This is a genomic window from Enterobacter sp. HMSC16D10 (genome assembly GCF_001807145.1).
GTDB classification, from domain to species: domain Bacteria; phylum Pseudomonadota; class Gammaproteobacteria; order Enterobacterales; family Enterobacteriaceae; genus Enterobacter; species Enterobacter roggenkampii.
Genome location: NZ_KV787896.1, coordinates 1 through 16,932, shown reverse-complemented (window position 1 = coordinate 16,932; position 16,932 = coordinate 1). Strand labels below are relative to the sequence as shown.

Genomic DNA, 16,932 nt, shown 5'->3' with positions numbered 1-16,932 from the left:
TCATCAGAACGAGAACAAACATGTTTAAACCGGAACTCCTTTCCCCGGCGGGAACGCTGCAAAATATGCGTTACGCTTTCGCCTATGGCGCCGACGCCGTGTATGCGGGCCAGCCGCGCTACTCGCTGCGCGTACGTAATAACGAATTCAACCACGAGAACCTGCAGCTCGGCATCAACGAGGCGCACGCTCTGGGTAAAAAATTCTACGTGGTGGTCAACATCGCGCCGCACAACGCCAAGCTGAAAACGTTCATCCGTGACCTGAAGCCGGTGGTGGATATGGGGCCGGACGCGCTGATCATGTCGGACCCGGGTTTAATCATGCTGGTTCGGGAGAACTTCCCGGAGATGGATATCCACCTCTCCGTACAGGCTAACGCCGTCAACTGGGCAACGGTGAAGTTCTGGAAGCAGATGGGGCTGACCCGCGTCATCCTGTCTCGCGAGCTTTCGCTGGAAGAGATCGAAGAGATCCGCACCCAGGTGCCGGATATGGAAATCGAAATCTTCGTTCACGGCGCGCTGTGCATGGCCTATTCCGGCCGTTGCCTGCTTTCTGGCTACATCAACAAGCGCGACCCGAACCAGGGCACCTGCACCAACGCCTGCCGCTGGGAATACAACGTCCAGGAAGGCAAAGAGGATGACATCGGCAACATCGTCCACAAGCATGAGCCGATCCCGGTGACCAACGTTGAGCCAACGCTGGGCATCGGCGCGCCAACCGACAGCGTGTTCATGATTGAAGAAGCCAAACGTCCGGGCGAGTACATGACCGCCTTTGAAGACGAGCACGGCACCTACATCATGAACTCGAAAGATCTGCGCGCCATCGCCCACGTCGAGCGCCTGACCCAGATGGGCGTGCACTCCCTGAAGATTGAAGGTCGCACCAAATCCTATTACTACTGCGCGCGTACCGCGCAGGTGTACCGCAAAGCCATCGACGATGCGGCCGCCGGCAAACCGTTCGATACCAGCCTGCTGGAAACTCTGGAAGGCCTGGCGCATCGCGGCTATACCGAAGGCTTCCTGCGCCGTCATACCCACGACGACTACCAGAACTACGAGCACGGCTACTCCGTATCCGAGCGCCAGCAGTTTGTCGGTGACTTCACCGGCGAGCGCAAAGGCGCGCTGGCGGCCGTCGCGGTGAAAAACAAGTTCACCAAAGGCGACAGCCTGGAGCTGATGACCCCGCAGGGCAACATGAACTTTACGCTGGAGCATCTGGAAAACGGCAAAGGCGAAGCGATTGACGTGGCGCCGGGTGACGGCCATACCGTCTGGCTGCCGGTTCCGGAAGAAGTGGAGCTGAAGTTCGCGCTGCTGATGCGTAACTTCAACGGTGAAAGCACCCGAAACCCACACGGCAAATAGTCAATCAGGGAAATTTTTTCGCGCTGGGATAATTCTTAGAATCGGATCACATACCGCTTCGTTCAATACGGGTATTATCCCCCGCTGAAAAACATAACCCATAAATGCTAGCTGTACCAGGAACCACCTCCTTAGCCTGCGTAATCTCCCTTACGCGGGCTTATTTTTGCCTTCTTTCTCCTCAATCCAGGCAATGAGTTCGTCGATTTGCTTCTCTGAGAACACGGCGATCCCATGCTCTGCGAGCAACGACGCAGCAACCCCCCTCCCCGCTTTCTGTATACCGCGAAACGATCCGTCATAAATAAACTCACTGCCGCACGTTGGGCTGCCATCGGTTAACAATGCAGCGCTACACCCCGACGCCTGAGCAGCGCGTAGCGCGAGCCAGGCTGCAAGCTGATAATGTGCGGTCACGTCCTGCCCGGTATTTTCCATAATTCTGGCTTGCCCGAGCATCACGTTTTTCCCATCAGCAGACATAATCTCTGCCGGTGGACGAGGCACAGGCAACCCGGCTGCAAGCTCTGGGCAGTGGATAACCAGACGTTGTTCCTGTTGCCAGCGAGCGAGTTGCTCGTTCATTCGCGCTTTTTCACTTCCGTTATAACGGACCCTGAAGCCCATCAGGCACGCGCTTACCAAAATTTTATTCATCATCACTTTCCTGTGATTACATTAATCTCATCGCTGAAGTGTAACGCGCTTTTGTGCCTGTTTTGTTCCTTTCATCCTGTTCTTACCCGCTTTTTCCCTCTCTGCTATACACTCTTACTAACGCTAAAAAAGGGAGCAGCGAGGATGGCAACCTATCCAGACAGTTTATTGATTCTCAACGGCAAAAGTGCAGGCAACGATCTGCTGCGTCAGGCCATTCAGGGTTTGCGTGACGACGGCGCGCGCATCCACGTCAGAGTGACATGGGAAAAAGGCGACGCGGCACGCTATATCAATGAAGCCCTCGGGCTTGGCGTTGAGACCATCATTTCCGGCGGCGGCGATGGCACCATCAATGAGATCGCGTCAGCGCTGATCGACCTGCCCCCGGCAGACCGCCCGGTGATGGGCATTTTACCGCTCGGCACCGCCAATGATTTTGCCACCAGCGCCGGGATCCCCGAGGCGTTAGAGAAAGCGCTTCAGCTGGCGATCCTCGGTAAAGCGACCGCGGTAGATATTGCGCAGGTGAATGACAAAACCTGCTTTATCAATATGGCCACCGGCGGGTTCGGCACGCGCATCACCAGCGAAACGCCGGAAAAACTCAAGGCGGCGCTGGGCGGCGTGTCGTATCTGATCCACGGTCTGATGCGCATGGATACCCTCAAGCCTGACCGCTGCGAAATTCGCGGCGAGGATTTTCAGTGGCAGGGCGACGCGCTGGTGATTGGCATTGGCAATGGGCGTCAGGCCGGCGGCGGGCAGCAGCTGTGCCCGGAGGCGCTGATCAATGACGGTCAGCTACAGCTGCGGATTTTCACGGGTGACGGCCTGCTGCCCGCGCTGTTTACCACGCTGACGCAGCCGGAAGAGAGTCCGAATATCATTGACGGGAAATCCGCATGGTTTGAGGTAAATGCTCCGCACGGGATGACCTTTAACCTCGACGGGGAACCGCTCAGCGGGACGCAGTTCCGCATTGAGGTGTTGCCCGGCGCGCTGCAGTGTCGGTTGCCGCCAGACTGTGTGCTTTTGCGCTGATGGCATTGCCGGGTGGCGGCTACGCCTTACCCGGCCTACGCTTAGCCCTCAGGTCAGGCAATCGTGACTTTGCTGTCCAGATAAACGTCCTGCACCGCATTGATCAGCTTCACGCCGTCAGCCATCGATTTCTTAAACGCCTTACGGCCCAGGATCAGCCCCATGCCGCCCGCGCGCTTGTTGATAACCGCAGTACGCACCGCGTCTGACAGGTCAGTATCGCCGCCCGCCGCGCCGCCGGAGTTAATCAGCCCTGCGCGGCCCATGTAGCAGTTCGCCAGCTGGTAGCGCACCAGGTCGATCGGGTTATCGCTGGTCAGCTTGCTGTAAACGCGGTCATCGGTGTAACCAAAGTTCACTGCTTTATATCCGCCATTATTCTCGGCCATTTTCTGCTTCACGATATCCGCGCCGATGGTCGCCGCCAGATGGTTCGCCTGGCCGGTCAGGTCAGCCGACACGTGGTAATCCACGCCGTCTTTTTTGAACGCCGAGTTGCGCAGGTACGCCCACAGCACGGTCACCATACCCAGCTCGTGCGCGCGCTCAAACGCCGCAGAGATCTCTTCAATCTGACGACGAGACTGTTCTGAACCGAAATAGATGGTCGCCCCAACGGCAACCGCCCCCATATTGAACGCCTGCTCGACGCTGGCATAGAGCGTCTGGTCATATTCGGTGGGGTAGCTCAGGGTTTCATTGTGGTTCAGCTTCACGAGGAACGGAATGCGGTGGGCATAGCGACGCGAGACGGAGGCCAGCACGCCGTAGGTGGACGCCACGCAGTTACAGCCCGCTTCAATCGCCAGCTCAACAATGTTCTTCGGATCGAAATAGAGCGGATTCGCCGCGAAGGAGGCGCCCGCCGAGTGCTCAACGCCCTGGTCTACCGGCAGAATAGAGAGATATCCGGTGCCGCCGAGCCGCCCGGTGTTATAGAGCGTCTGCATATTTCTTAGCACGGCAGGCGGACGGTTGTTATCGACCATCACCCGGTCAACGTAGTCATGACCAGGCAGGTAAAGCTGGTCGGCTGGAATGGTCATACAACGATGCTGTAAAAGGCTGTCGGCGTCTTTGCCAAGCAACTGCGCAATATCAGTCATGTGATACTCCCGTAAGTTCGACGTCATGTCGGTGTGCGTTTATCCAGTCCCATCTTTTATGGGCAGACTAAGCCTGGTACCGACTTAACAGATTTTCCACCCTTTGCATTTTTTTTCAGCACAATCTGCTGGCTCGATTCGTGTACAACAAAACTGTTACATTGATCAAACAATCGCCACAAAGGTATTTAAAAGGTATTATTGAATGGTATGTTAAAGGCGTACCCTCTCTGACATGCAGGATTAAAAAATGAAAACGAAAGTCCAACTGTCATTCATGATGTTTGTTGAATGGTTTATCTGGGGCGCGTGGTTTGTGCCGCTGTGGCTGTGGCTGAGCAAAAGCGGTTTTACCGCCGGGGAAATCGGCTGGTCTTATGCCTGTACCGCCATTGCCGCTATCCTCTCCCCAATTCTGGTCGGATCGCTGACGGACCGCTTCTTCGCCGCACAGAAAGTACTGGCGGTGCTGATGTTTGCCGGCGCGATTCTGATGTACTTCGCGGCACAGCAAACCCAGTTCAGCACCTTCTTCCCGCTGCTGCTGGTTTACTCCCTGACCTATATGCCCACCATCGCGCTGACCAACAGCATTGCCTTCGCGAACGTGGACGACGTCGAGGCCGATTTTCCGCGCATCCGCGTGATGGGTACGATCGGCTGGATCGCCTCCGGGCTGGCGTGCGGCTTCCTGCCGCAGATGCTGGGCTATAGCGATATCTCCGATACCAATATTCCCCTGCTGATGACCGCCGCCAGCTCCGCCCTGCTCGGCGTGTTTGCCCTCTTCCTGCCGAACACGCCGCCGAAAAGTACCGGCAAGCTGGACTTCAAAGTGATGCTGGGGCTGGACGCGCTGATCCTGCTGCGCGACAGAAACTTCCTCGTGTTCTTCTTCTGCTCGTTCCTGTTCGCCATGCCGCTGGCCTTCTACTACATTTTCGCCAACGGCTATCTCACTGAAGTGGGGATGAAAAACGCCACCGGCTGGATGACGCTCGGCCAGTTCTCTGAAATCTTCTTTATGCTGGCGCTGCCGTTCTTTACCAAACGCTTTGGTATTAAGAAGGTCTTGCTGCTGGGTCTGATTACCGCCGCCATCCGCTACGGGTTCTTCGTTTACGGCGGTGCGGAACAGTACTTCACCTACGCCCTGCTGTTCCTCGGCATTCTGCTGCACGGCGTGAGCTACGACTTCTACTACGTCACCGCATATATCTACGTGGATAAAAAAGCGCCGGTGCATATGCGCACCGCCGCGCAGGGCCTGATTACGCTCTGCTGTCAGGGCTTTGGTAGCCTGCTGGGTTACCGCCTGGGCGGCGTGATGATGGAAAAAATGTTCGCCTACAAAGAGCCGGTGAAGGGGCTGACCTTCAACTGGGCCGGAATGTGGACATTTGGCGCGATCATGATTGCCGTGATTGCCGTGCTGTTTATGCTGTTTTTCCGCGAATCGGACAAAGAGATCGCTGCAATTGCGGTGGTTGATGGCGATGCCGCGCTGACACAAGGGGAAGTTAAATGAAACAAGAACGTATTCTCGGTGCCCTTTACGGGCAGGCGTTAGGGGATGCGATGGGCATGCCGTCGGAGCTGTGGCCGAGAAAGCGCGTCAAGGCGCACTTCGGCTGGATCGACCGCTTTTTACCCGGCCCGGCAGAAAATAACGCGGCCTGCTATTTCAGGCAGGCAGAGTTTACAGACGATACCTCAATGGCGCTGTGCCTGGCCGATGCGATCATCGAGTGCGACGGGGAGATTAACGCAGACGTTATCGGCAAGCATATCCTTAACTGGGCGCTCGATTTCGACGCGTTCAACAAGAACGTGCTTGGCCCCACTTCCAAAATCGCGCTGAATGCGATTCGTGACGGGAAGCCGGTCAGCGCGCTGGAAAACAACGGCGTGACCAACGGGGCGGCGATGCGCGCCTCCCCGCTGGGCTGCCTGCTCCCGGCGACGCGGCTGGAACACTTTGTTGAACAGGTGGCGCAGGCCTCCAGCCCGACCCATAAATCGGACCTCGCGATTGCCGGCGCGGTGGTGATGGCCTGGGCGGTTTCCCGCGCCATCGACGGCGAAAGCTGGCAGAACATCGTTTATGCCCTGCCGGGGATCGCCCGCTATGCGCAGGAGATGAAAACCACCACCTTCAGCGCGTCGCTGGCGGCGCGTATTGAGCTGGCGCTTAAGACCGTACGGGAAGCCAACGGTATTGAGTCCGCCAGCGAGCAGGTTTATCAGCTGATTGGCGCGGGAACCAGCACCATTGAGTCCGTTCCGGCGGCCATTGCGATGGTGGAACTGGCAGGAACCGACCCGAACCGCTGCGCCATCTTATGCGCCAATCTGGGCGGTGATACGGACACTATTGGCGCCATGGCGACGGCCATCTGCGGCGCGCTCCACGGCGTGCAGGCGATTGATCCGGCGCTCAAAGCCGAACTCGACGCCGTCAACCAGCTCAACTTCGGCCATTATTGCGAGAAACTGCTGCACTTCAGGGAGCAAAGGGAGGGCGTATGAAGGCATTTGCCCAACGTCTCGAAAATCTGCACGCCACGCGCTCGGTGACGGTGCTGGGCGCCGCGGTGATTGACGTCATCGCCGACGCCTACGCCCTGCCCTGGCGCGGGTGCGATATCGAACTTAAGCAGCAGGGCGTGAATATTGGCGGCTGCGCGCTGAACATTGCCATCGCCCTGAAACGCCTCGGGATCGCCGCGCAAAATGCCCTTCCCGTCGGCCATGGCGTGTGGGCGGATATTATCCGCAACGCCATGGCGAAGCAGGATCTGCACAGCGCCGTAGAGGCTGAAACCGGCGACAACGGCTGGTGTCTGGCGCTGGTAGAGCCTGACGGCGAGCGCACCTTTATGTCCTTTAGCGGCGTGGAAAACCAGTGGCAGCAGCGCTGGCTGGATGCGCTTCACGTTCCGCAAAACAGCCTGGTTTATCTCTCCGGCTACCAGCTGGCCTCGCCGTGCGGCGAGCTGCTGACAGGCTGGCTGGAGGGATTACAGGACGTGACGGCCTTTATCGATTTCGGCCCACGCATCGCGGATGTTCCTGATGCGCTGATGGAGAGAATCATGGCCTGCAGGCCAATCGTGTCGCTCAATCGTCAGGAAGCGGGGCTCGCGGCTGAAAGACTGGGTGTGGAGGCTGAAAACCTGGGTGAAGTGTGGCAGCAGCGCTTTGGCGCCGCGCTGATCGTGCGCCATGATAAAGACGGTGCTACGTGGTATGACGGTGACGCCTCGGGCGTTGTTCCGGCGTTTCCGGCGACGGTTGTGGATACCATTGGTGCAGGCGACAGCCACGCGGGCGGCACGCTGGCCGGGCTGGCTGCGGGATGGTCACTGGCAGATGCCGTTCTGCTGGGGAATGCCGTGGCGTCATGGGTGGTCAGCCACCGAGGCGGGGATTGCGCCCCGACGCGCGAGGCACTACTCCTCGCACACAAAGACGTATAGATCGCTGCGACAGTAGCTGATGCTGTACTCAATCGGCCGGTGCTGCTGGTCAAGCGCGACCTGCTTGATCACCAGCACCGGTATTTTTTCGTCCATCTTAATGTGCGCCTGAAACTCGCTGTCGGGCATGCGGGCGCTCACCCTTGAGCGGGTGCGCTGCGGGAAGATATTCTGACTGCGGAAGTAGTCATAGAGCGAAATGCCAATCGCATCCGGGTCGGGAATTAACCCGACGGGGACCCAGGACTCTTCAATCGACACCGCATCGTCATCGACATAGCGAATGCGCTTGAGCAAAAAGACCTCGCTGTCCGGGGAGATCGACAGGTGGTTGGCCACCTCTTCCGGACACTTCACCACCCGCTTGTTGACCCAGAGCGTATTCGGCTTCTTGCCGCGCAGCACTACCTGCTGGGAAAAACCGCGCGCCTCTTTAAGCGAATATTCGAAGATATTGTTGATTTGCGTGCCATAGCCACGGGCGCGCGTCACCACGCCCTCTTCTTCCAGCGCCTGCATCGCTTTACGCACGGTAATGCGCGACACCCCGGTCAACTGGCTCAGATCGCGCTCGCCGGGCAAAATATTCCCGTGCTCCAGCACCCCGCTGCGCACCGCGTTTTTTACCGTTTCGGCAAACTTCAGGTACAGCGGCGTGTTATCGGGCGCGGCGATCCGTTCATTCAGTTGAGCGATTAACCGGGTATGCGCTTGTTCCATCTCTGTTTTCTCAGGCGTGATGTATTCTGCCAGTATACTGGCTTACCACCATGCATGAAAATGGTGTACCGGCCCAATACCGTGACCGACTTCCAGAGTATCGGCTTTTGCCAGCGCCGCCGAGAGCCAGACTTTTGCTTCGCTAACCGTATCGGCCCAGCTTTCATGACGTGGGCGCAGCGCCGCCAGCGCGGCCGAGAGCGTACAGCCCGTGCCGTGGGTATTTTTGGTCTGCACGCGCGGCGCGGTAAAGCGTACTTCGCCGTCGCGGGTGAAGAGCCAGTCCGGACTTTCCGGATCATCAAGATGCCCGCCCTTCATCAGCACCCCCCCGCAGCCCATCGCCAGCAGCGCATTGCCCTGCTCTTTCATTTCCCGTTCAGTTTGCGCGTGTGGCGCGCCCAGCAGCGCGGCGGCTTCCGGCAGATTGGGCGTGATGAGCGCTACCTGCGGCAGCAGCTTATTGCGCAGCGTCTCGACGGCGGAGGCGGAGAGCAGCGGATCGCCGCTTTTTGCCAGCATGACGGGATCCAGCACCACGTTTTGCACCTGATAGCGCTTAAGCCGTTCGGCCACCGCTTCCACAATGTCCGTTTCGGCCAGCATGCCGATCTTGGTGGTATCAATACGCACGTCGCTGAACACCGAATCCAGCTGCGCGGCAACAAAATCTGGCTCGATGCGGTAGACCGACTGCACGCCGCACGTGTTTTGCGCCACCAGCGCGGTGATGACCGAGCAGCCGTACGCGCCCAGCGCCGAGAAGGTTTTCAGGTCTGCCTGGATACCCGCGCCGCCGCTGGGATCGGTGCCGGCAATGGTCAGGGCGTTAATCCGCTTCATGCCTGCTCCTCCAGCGTGTAGAGCGCGTCGAGGAACGCGCTGGCAAAACTGCCCGGGCCGCGCGAGTGCGCAACGGCCACCGTTCCGGCCCGCTTCATCCATCCGCAGGCGGCGGCGATGTTATCCAGCCGGTCACCCGGCAGCGAGCAGCTCGCCGCCACAACGGCAGAGAGCGCGCACCCGGTTCCCACCACGCGCGTCATCAGCGGGTCACCGCCGGTTACCGTTCGGGTACGTTGCCCGTCCGTGATGTAGTCCACCTCGCCGGTGACCACCACAATCGTATTGATCTGCCGGGCCAGCGCCTGGGCAGCAGGCACCGCGCTGGCGGCGGTATCGGTCGTATCGACGCCGCGCCCGCCCGCGCTCATCCCGGCGAGGGCAAGGATTTCGGAAGCATTGCCGCGAATGGCGGCCGGTTTCAGGGCAAGGATTTGATGGCAAAACCGGGTGCGGAACGCCAGGGCGCCCACGGCAACCGGGTCCAGCGTCCAGGGTTTGCCTGCCGCTACCGCACTTTCAATAGCACGACGCATCGACTGGGCGCGCGGCGCGGTCAGCGTGCCAACGTTAACCAGCAGCGCATCGGCTATCGCGGCAAACTGCTCGGCCTCTTCGGCCTCGATCACCATCGCCGGGGATGCGCCAAGCGCCAGCAAAACGTTGGCCGTAAAGGTCTGTACGACGTCATTGGTCATGCAGTGGGTCAGCGGAGAACGGGTTCGGAAGTGGTGTAAAACGTGTAAATCGAGCAGGTCAGGCTGCATGGGTTCGCTCCTGCCTTGCGTGAAGAAGCGATGACCGGGAAGGCATCTGACTTCCCTACGCTGGCATTATCCAGATCAGGTAATACGGGTATTTCTCAGCCTTCACAAAGAAGGGCACCCCGAGTCATGAAGATTGAATCTCTATACTTTTTGCCAGCTTAGGGGAAGTGGGTTGCTGTTGCAAGCCCCGCCTTTCCGGTCATCGCATCTACAACTTGAAAATAAGCATAACCCCTAATTTAACCCCCATTTTGACCCCCACCCCAGATAGCAAAAAAGGTCATAAGCATCGCTTCCCTCTCAACAAGACATAAACCATCAGAAAAGCACTCCGCCACAGCAATTAGGAATAGTCTGTATTTATTTTTATTTATATAAATCAAATGGATATATCAATCGTTTTTATCGATCATATATTGCTTATTGATCGTTATTATTGATCAATTTTTATAAATGGAGCATTATCAGCCTGTTACACTCACGGAGAAGACTCATGCAGACTGAATTTATCGCAGAACCAATAATGAGCATTGACGAGAGATTACTGGGGGTTGAGCTTCTCACTCGTTTCATTTCCAGTGAAGGGCGCTCACATCATCCGGAGTATGTGATTTCATCCTGGGATTTGGATAGGAAGCGACTCTTTCTGTACGAGCAATGCGGTTTCATTGCCAGCAAACAAAAGTGGTTTGAAAGGAATAATCTGTTTTGCACACTAAACATTGATCAACAAATGGCTTTTCTCGTTCGGCACGATCACATATTGATAAAAGCGTTTGAATCTATGCCATTCGTCAAACTTGAGCTTTCTGAGCATTTCCCTGGTTTGGATAAGGGATTAAAAAGCCCTTTGTTAAAATCGCTGAGCCAGGGTGTGAATGGACTATGGCTCGATGACCTTGGCGCAGGAAACGCGAATGTTGTTAGTTTGATGGAAGGATACTTTGAGGTTGTAAAGGTAGATCGCTGCTTCTTTAATCAGCAGGTGCAGAAACCAACCTTCTACCCGCTGATTGCTTCCATTCAAAAACACTGCGGCAAAGTTATTATCGAAGGGATTGAGAATCGAGAATATTTGGGAATACTGCGTGAGGTGGGGATTTGGGGATTACAGGGGTATCTTTTTAAATCTGTCCCCTTTAAAAACGTGGATTTATTGCTGTAGTGATGAAAACATCAAAAAAGGGGCTTACGCCCCTTTAATGTATCACCCGCCTATACTACTTTGACCGCTACTCATTGAAAGCGTTAACGACTGTGCGAAGCTGGCTTGTGAGGCTCTCGCCTGGAAGTCTACATAGTCGGCTAATCTGCCTGTGTCAGATTGGATCGTCAGTGGTACGGACGGTGCAACCGTCAGGTTAAATGTAGGATTCAGATTATACGCTGGTGCATTGCCGCTGCTGAGTGACATTGCAGAATCACGCAGAGAATCACCTGCAAGGTTATATTGATTCGCCGCAGTCCCCGCTTGCTGATTACCTAAGCCCAGCCAATCTTTGATAGCCGGAGCCACTGAACGGGTATCGAAGCCCGTCTTATCAGCGATCCACTGCGCAGCATCATTGGCAGAGCCTGTAACAGCACCATCATAGAGAGCCTGAGCCGCTGGTTTATCTTTTTCAGCAAACCATTCAGGGAAACGAGCGCGAAGCCCAGAATTCAGATCGGACACTACACCGGAGATTTCAGAAACAAATCCTGTCATCTGAGATGCCAGATTACCTAATCCCTCACCTAATAGCCCTGCACTCTGATTGATTACCTCTGTATTTTTCACCAGCTCATCACCACCATCAGCAAATCCTTTCATAAAGCCTGTAAAAATGCTGTTATCAACGCCGTTCATCAAGTTACCCATCGCAACGGACAGATCGCCGTAAGCGTAAGTTTGCTTGATCTGCTCGTTGTTCAGCGTCTGACCGCTATCAATAAGGCTTTTCAGGGTAGAAATAAACTGCTCGCCATTATTCTTGAACAGGTCTACATAGTGCGCCCCATCATCGAAAATGTTCTCCAGCAGGTGAGCAATCTCCCCATCTGAATATCCGCGACGTTGCCCTTCGTTAACAGTAGATTGAATGAGATCCAGGGGATTATCCTCGAAAGGAGAAAGCTGCGATTTGTTCCAACCAAACTTGTTAAGTATTTCCTCGATGTTGGCGTTGCCGCCCTTCCATTTTCCGCTCTTCTGATCGAATTGGCTGTTCATCAGGGTTTCACTGATTTTCTCGCGGGTATCTTTCCCGAAGCCATCTGTGATCTTGTCCACATTGGCGCTCTGAACACCGTGTTGTTGCCCCCAGGAGACAATCGATTTCACTGCATTTGGGTTCAATTTCGTGCGTTCCGACATACGGACAAGCTCAAGATTTTCATTCCCTTTGTCACGGATACGGGACAGGATGCCAGCGCCGCCAGCTAAAGCCGCTGTTGCGCCAATAAAGCCAGCACCACCTCCGATCAAAGTATGTCCTCCTTTGATACCAGCCGCCGCTCCTGCATAGTCGGTTTTCTTAGCATGGCGTAATGCTGCCGCCTGTGCTTGTGTGGATGCCGTCACTTTCGCTTGAAGAGCCGCCTCACGGCGCATAAGGGTGATTCTTTCACGTAGTTCATAGTTTAACTTCGCGCTACTAATCTGGTTATTACGGAAAAGCTCAGTCTGCTCGTGAGCGAATTTGGCAAACTGGTATTGCTTCGCCGGATCAAGGCCGTATTTGCCTGCAATGCCTTTCATCTGGAGAATGGATGATCTGCGTTTCAGGTCTGCTGTCTCGTTACGCTTCGCAATTTTTGCCGATTCTCTCGCCTGTGCTTTCCCTGCTTTTTCTGCCTGGCGTTGTTGCTGTTTTAGATCATTAGGCGTTTTAGAAGGGGCGGATTTTGCGTCTGCCACTTTTTCACGTATCGCTTGTCTGCGCTGCTTTTGAGCCTGAAACCGAATTTTCGGGTCTTTAATCTTAGAAAAATGGCGTTGAAGATCATCAGCGGCTTTCTTCGCCTCTGCAATGTCCTCTTTCGAAACTTGAAAACGTACCGTGTTGACGATAGAACTTGTGTGAATCTCAAGCATTACCACCGCCTTGTTTCTCAATAAAGAAGTCGATAGCTTTTGACGGGGATTCGCCGTATTGGTGCATACGCTGACGAACTCCGTTATAACTCACGCCGTAAATCTTGCAGATCTGAGCTAATGTTAATAACTCAGTAGCATCGTCTATTTTCACTGTACCTGATGTGGCACTCTTTACGATTAGTTCCATTATTTACCTCTTAAACAAAAAAAGGGGAAAGCGTATTTCTACGCCCTCCCCCTCTCGTGGTTTTCTCTTTAATCGGGATTACTCAGACAGAGATCCGAATACAATAGCCGTAGGAATATTATTGATCGGTAGGAAGCTGGATTCCGTTGCAATAGATGGGAACTGCCATTTAGCATCTGCAATCACGTATTGGTGATGTAACCCTGCCTCTTTACCTAACGTCAGGTGACGCACCCCGATTCCGGTGTGTAGAACAAGCGCGTTGGCGCTGTCAGACATACGAGGAATAACGGCGAAACCGTCCACACCGATTTTGTCAGTGATGAGGCTGTAACCAGAGAGATCGATCACCGTAACACCGTTCAGAGTCCAAACTTCATAGGCCGGATTTGCTGACGCTGTACGTGTAGCGAAGTTTTCACCGCTTTGAAGTGGCAGTGTGTATACCATGAAATCTTTCACCGATGGGTGATAACGAAGGGCTTTAGCAGCCTTACCAGCCGCCAGGATCACTGTCCCTTGTTTCTGCTGTGCCAGACCATCACCAAGCGCCACATTCTGAATACGTGTGATTTCGCTTAGTTGCTCGAAGATGTTCGCCGTGCCGCTCACGTCAAGGGTGTATTCTGTGCGACTACCGCCAGCGAGGAAATCAAGATCACCCTGTCCGGCAAACTCGCTATCAACACGCAGACCAAGCAAAGCGTTAACCAAATCCACTTCAACGGCGTTATTAGCCATGCTGTATTGTGAATCGGAGAAATCACTAAGAGCAATGCTCACCTGATCGGCTGTGTCACTAACACCTCTTGAGGCGTACTGTTGCAGATCTAAACTGGTGACGCTGTTCAAAACACCGAAATATTTCATGGTGTACAATGAGTTAGTAAACTCTGGACGCTGTGCGCTGTTCCAGTCTGATTGAGCGTATGGGCTATTTTCCTTCGCTACCAGATTTTTTACATCGGTTATTTTTTCAAGCGCGATTGTATTGACTGCGTGGTGTTCCTCTCGGAATAATCCGAGGTTGGTGATGATGGTGTTGAGTTGGGTACTGAATACGAACGGGCTTGTAAATGATTCGTAAATAGCGCCGCTAAATAAATCTTTTGCCATTGTTATTATTATCCTTGAGGTTATTACGTAGTGCGAAGCGCTACAGTGTCGAAGTCTGAGAAAGTGAAGCCGAGCGTTGCAAGCTGAGCCTGAGCTAATGAATCATCCAGACCGCCAAACTCGATCCCCGCAAGGGATAGAATGACGTGTACAGGGGAAGCCACAATAAAGGCTTTGCTTCCTGCTTTGACTGGCTCGACCACTACGTAAGCAATGTCACCAGGGGTGACAGCTTTTGCACCTGTTGCGGTTACGAGGTCGCCAACAATGAGAGAATCGGGAATACCGGATTCCACACGGATCAGCTTGTCCTGGAGAATGGCATCGCTTGTATATGCGATCACTTTGTATCGAGCGTGGGAGTTATCCCCGTTCAGGGTTTGAAATGTTCCAAACTGCATTATTATTTTCCTTGAGCTAATGTTTTTAATCGTGCCTGTAGTCCTTCAAGAGGATTAACAGGAGTATTTAAATTTTTGGTTATGGTGTGCTGTGAAAATTTTAATTCTTCAACTGAGCACCCTGCACATTTGGCAATAACTGAAAGCTGATCATCTGTATAAGATGTTATTTCATCAGCCAGCTTGTTAATATGCGTAGTAGAGTTCATCAGGAACATATCGTTCCTCCTAACTAATCTTGTTATGACCGAAATAAAAATAAAGCCAACTTGTTACGGTCGGCTCTATTATAGCGGGGGAATAATCTTAGGAGAAAACCCCGCTGATCACTATCACGTGATTTGCTTTCACGCTGGCAGATGTGATCAATGGAATCTCAATATCATTGCTGGAAACAACAATAGGAGAATGCCAGACGTAACGTAGAAACATCATTGACGCTTAGTTTTGTCTGACTACATCCACCCTAACGGAGTGAATGAGAGTTAAAGAGCGGAATGCTCTTCTCTAAAATAATGAGTTCTCAGAGGAAGGAAGAGAGCGCCGGATTATCCCCGGATCATCCCGGAACAGGGCAGCGCTCTCCCCTTGTTAGACCGATATCAAGGAAAGTGAAACGACACATAACAAAACCGTAAGAGAGAAGTAACGATTTTAGAGAAGAGGGCTAATTTCGTAGCCATCCCCTCACCTGGAGCTACCAGGGAATCTATAGATGAAGCAGAGGAATGAGTTTTATCTCACCCATATCTAAGTATAACCGATTTCGTTACGAATGTCAATAGGAATCATTATCACATTGAGAATTATTTTCATCACGCTGTGCGAGCAGGTCGCTTAATTCATCCTTACACGCTTCCAGAGACAGCGCCGACTGTGTAACCTCTCCTATCAGTTCCTGATCCTCGCGTAGACTGTCTGAGCGCTCTACAGAGAGAATAATCCCTTCCAGCGCCACCGCTGACAGGTGAAGCATTTTAACAGCGTCAGAGAGGCTCTCAGGCGCGTTCTCAGGGCTTGCCTTATATACGGCGTTCACTGCCTCAAGAAGCGGAATGTGTAGCTGGTCGTGAAATTCCTGTAGCATTAGGTCAATATCGATTTTAGTCATTATTCATTTGTTCCATTGTCATTTTGATTTTATTTGCAGCAGCCAGGAAAGGCGCTGCGAGAGTAAGGATTCTGTTTTCAAGGTCATCAAGTGCCATTATTTTTTCTTCATCTGTCAGAAAAGCATCATTGATGACATTCTCGATTTCATCGTAATACCATTCGCAACATTTAACGTGCTGCGCGAATCTTTTAGTTTGTGTTGTCTGTGTGTGCATTATTCTGTGTTGCTGTCTCCGATGTTAAATAGTTCATCAAAATCCCTGACTCCCGCCACGGTGTTATTCATTGCGTTGAATGTGAGGTAATGACGTAAAGAGGTGAAACCGAGGCACTGCCATTTTTTAAGCTGGCTATCATCCCAGGTGTAAACCTTCCGTTTACGTGGGCGGTAATACGCACCAGGACAGGAAGTGAGGATATCATTCAAAGCAGCCCACTCTTCCACAGAGGGCGGTTGTGAATGCACTTCTTCAACGTGTTCTATTAGTTCACCAGGGATTTCTTCAAGAGACTTTACGTACAGGCGGGAAGGCTTAACTCTGGTGGTGTTCTCTCGCTCAATGCGTGTGAGCGTGTTCCGTTCTTTCTTAGACATTGCACCTCGTCTTAGTGATTCGAGGTGATGAAAGAAACGTTATGGTTAACGTCAAAATCGTAATACCCGCCCCTGCGAGTAATGGTGATCACCTTCGCGTCTTTTAGGAGCGAAAGCCAATATCTGATCCCGCTTTCCGAGTAGCCCAGGGCAGACGCCAGGGTTTTGACGCTGGAACGGAATGTTCCATTCTCACGGTGGAGTCTTGCAAGGTGGTTATAGATTCGTCTGCATACTTCGTTGCATCCGAGTTGAAACTTTGTATCTTCGTTCAATAGGTATAGGCTATTCATAATCCTCCTGGTTAAAATGGTATTGGGTCGAATCTTGAATAAAGATGCGGGTGAAGTTGTTCAAAGCGTTCCTCTAACCTCTCCTCAATTCTTTTTGGTAGGCGTTTACCGTCATTTGAAGTGGTCAACAAAAACTGGCCACCGCGTTAG

19 protein-coding genes and 1 riboswitch are annotated in these 16,932 nt (G+C 53.5%); of the genes, 6 read left to right on the top strand and 13 right to left on the bottom strand.

What is annotated here, in order from left to right; genetic code table 11:
- Positions 1-20 precede the first annotated feature (20 nt).
- Positions 21-1,382: a prephenate-dependent tRNA uridine(34) hydroxylase TrhP gene (yegQ, locus tag HMPREF3143_RS17150; protein ID WP_032652696.1), complete on the top strand. Its 1,362-nt coding sequence runs from the start codon at positions 21-23 to the stop codon at positions 1,380-1,382.
- A gap of 150 nt (positions 1,383-1,532) precedes the next feature.
- Here yegQ and HMPREF3143_RS17145 read toward each other — a convergent pair whose 3' ends face one another.
- Complete coding sequence (locus HMPREF3143_RS17145; protein ID WP_070533807.1) at positions 1,533-2,042, bottom strand: 2-thiouracil desulfurase family protein; 510 nt, start codon at positions 2,040-2,042, stop codon at positions 1,533-1,535.
- Between the two features lie 141 nt (positions 2,043-2,183).
- Here HMPREF3143_RS17145 and yegS point away from each other — a divergent pair, with 141 nt between their 5' ends.
- On the top strand, positions 2,184-3,083 hold the full coding sequence (yegS, locus tag HMPREF3143_RS17140) for a lipid kinase YegS (RefSeq protein ID WP_021241471.1): 900 nt from the start codon (positions 2,184-2,186) through the stop codon (positions 3,081-3,083).
- Between the two features lie 53 nt (positions 3,084-3,136).
- On the opposite strand, the gene fbaB is transcribed toward yegS, so the two are convergent.
- A complete protein-coding gene (gene fbaB, locus HMPREF3143_RS17135) occupies positions 3,137-4,189 on the bottom strand; it encodes a class I fructose-bisphosphate aldolase (protein WP_008500869.1) in 1,053 nt (350 codons plus the stop codon).
- Between the two features lie 250 nt (positions 4,190-4,439).
- On the opposite strand from fbaB, the gene HMPREF3143_RS17130 reads away from it, so the two are divergent.
- The 3 genes from HMPREF3143_RS17130 to HMPREF3143_RS17120 are packed head-to-tail and all read left to right on the top strand — an operon-like array spanning position 4,440 to position 7,668.
- A complete protein-coding gene (locus HMPREF3143_RS17130; protein ID WP_032675182.1) occupies positions 4,440-5,717 on the top strand; it encodes a nucleoside permease in 1,278 nt (425 codons plus the stop codon).
- Positions 5,714-6,718: an ADP-ribosylglycohydrolase family protein gene (locus HMPREF3143_RS17125; protein WP_070533805.1), complete on the top strand. Its 1,005-nt coding sequence runs from the start codon at positions 5,714-5,716 to the stop codon at positions 6,716-6,718. Before HMPREF3143_RS17130 ends, HMPREF3143_RS17125 begins: the two co-directional genes overlap by 4 nt.
- Positions 6,715-7,668, top strand: a complete 954-nt coding sequence (locus tag HMPREF3143_RS17120) for a PfkB family carbohydrate kinase (RefSeq protein ID WP_070533803.1) — start codon at positions 6,715-6,717, stop codon at positions 7,666-7,668. Before HMPREF3143_RS17125 ends, HMPREF3143_RS17120 begins: the two co-directional genes overlap by 4 nt.
- On the opposite strand, the gene HMPREF3143_RS17115 is transcribed toward HMPREF3143_RS17120, so the two are convergent.
- From HMPREF3143_RS17115 to thiM, 3 genes are read right to left on the bottom strand one after another with little or no spacing between them, the layout of a single operon-like run.
- Positions 7,642-8,388, bottom strand: a complete 747-nt coding sequence (locus HMPREF3143_RS17115; protein ID WP_008500873.1) for a GntR family transcriptional regulator — start codon at positions 8,386-8,388, stop codon at positions 7,642-7,644. The two genes, HMPREF3143_RS17120 and HMPREF3143_RS17115, sit on opposite strands and share 27 nt — an antisense overlap.
- Before the next feature lie 42 nt (positions 8,389-8,430).
- Positions 8,431-9,231: a bifunctional hydroxymethylpyrimidine kinase/phosphomethylpyrimidine kinase gene (gene thiD, locus HMPREF3143_RS17110; RefSeq protein ID WP_070533802.1), complete on the bottom strand. Its 801-nt coding sequence runs from the start codon at positions 9,229-9,231 to the stop codon at positions 8,431-8,433.
- Positions 9,228-9,998 carry a hydroxyethylthiazole kinase gene (thiM, locus tag HMPREF3143_RS17105; RefSeq protein ID WP_008500875.1) on the bottom strand — a complete coding sequence of 257 codons (771 nt, stop codon included), beginning with the start codon at positions 9,996-9,998 and terminating at the stop codon, positions 9,228-9,230. The genes thiD and thiM overlap by 4 nt, the downstream gene beginning before the upstream one ends.
- Positions 9,999-10,033: 35 nt before the next feature.
- Positions 10,034-10,130: riboswitch (TPP riboswitch) on the bottom strand.
- Between the two features lie 361 nt (positions 10,131-10,491).
- Between thiM and HMPREF3143_RS17100 the strand changes: the two genes are divergently transcribed.
- Positions 10,492-11,163, top strand: a complete 672-nt coding sequence (locus HMPREF3143_RS17100; RefSeq protein WP_070533799.1) for an EAL domain-containing protein — start codon at positions 10,492-10,494, stop codon at positions 11,161-11,163.
- Between the two features lie 42 nt (positions 11,164-11,205).
- Here the strand turns inward: HMPREF3143_RS17100 and HMPREF3143_RS17095 are convergent, their stop codons facing one another.
- From HMPREF3143_RS17095 to HMPREF3143_RS17065, 8 genes are all read right to left on the bottom strand, one after another.
- Positions 11,206-13,074 carry a hypothetical protein gene (locus HMPREF3143_RS17095; protein WP_070533798.1) on the bottom strand — a complete coding sequence of 623 codons (1,869 nt, stop codon included), beginning with the start codon at positions 13,072-13,074 and terminating at the stop codon, positions 11,206-11,208.
- Positions 13,067-13,264, bottom strand: a complete 198-nt coding sequence (locus HMPREF3143_RS17090; protein WP_070533796.1) for a hypothetical protein — start codon at positions 13,262-13,264, stop codon at positions 13,067-13,069. The genes HMPREF3143_RS17095 and HMPREF3143_RS17090 overlap by 8 nt, the downstream gene beginning before the upstream one ends.
- Before the next feature lie 78 nt (positions 13,265-13,342).
- On the bottom strand, positions 13,343-14,380 hold the full coding sequence (locus tag HMPREF3143_RS17085; RefSeq protein ID WP_070533794.1) for a major capsid protein: 1,038 nt from the start codon (positions 14,378-14,380) through the stop codon (positions 13,343-13,345).
- 23 nt (positions 14,381-14,403) lie between these two features.
- Positions 14,404-14,781, bottom strand: a complete 378-nt coding sequence (locus HMPREF3143_RS17080; protein WP_070533792.1) for a hypothetical protein — start codon at positions 14,779-14,781, stop codon at positions 14,404-14,406.
- A gap of 2 nt (positions 14,782-14,783) precedes the next feature.
- Positions 14,784-14,999, bottom strand: a complete 216-nt coding sequence (locus tag HMPREF3143_RS25780) for a hypothetical protein (RefSeq protein WP_127341375.1) — start codon at positions 14,997-14,999, stop codon at positions 14,784-14,786.
- A 560-nt stretch (positions 15,000-15,559) separates the two neighbouring features.
- Positions 15,560-15,892: a hypothetical protein gene (locus HMPREF3143_RS17075; protein WP_070533790.1), complete on the bottom strand. Its 333-nt coding sequence runs from the start codon at positions 15,890-15,892 to the stop codon at positions 15,560-15,562.
- The gene (locus HMPREF3143_RS17070) at positions 15,885-16,109 is read right to left on the bottom strand and encodes a hypothetical protein (RefSeq protein ID WP_070533788.1); all 225 of its coding nucleotides are present in this window, start codon (positions 16,107-16,109) and stop codon (positions 15,885-15,887) included. Before HMPREF3143_RS17070 ends, HMPREF3143_RS17075 begins: the two co-directional genes overlap by 8 nt.
- Positions 16,109-16,489, bottom strand: a complete 381-nt coding sequence (locus HMPREF3143_RS17065; RefSeq protein ID WP_070533785.1) for a hypothetical protein — start codon at positions 16,487-16,489, stop codon at positions 16,109-16,111. The genes HMPREF3143_RS17070 and HMPREF3143_RS17065 overlap by 1 nt, the downstream gene beginning before the upstream one ends.
- Positions 16,490-16,932 lie beyond the last annotated feature (443 nt).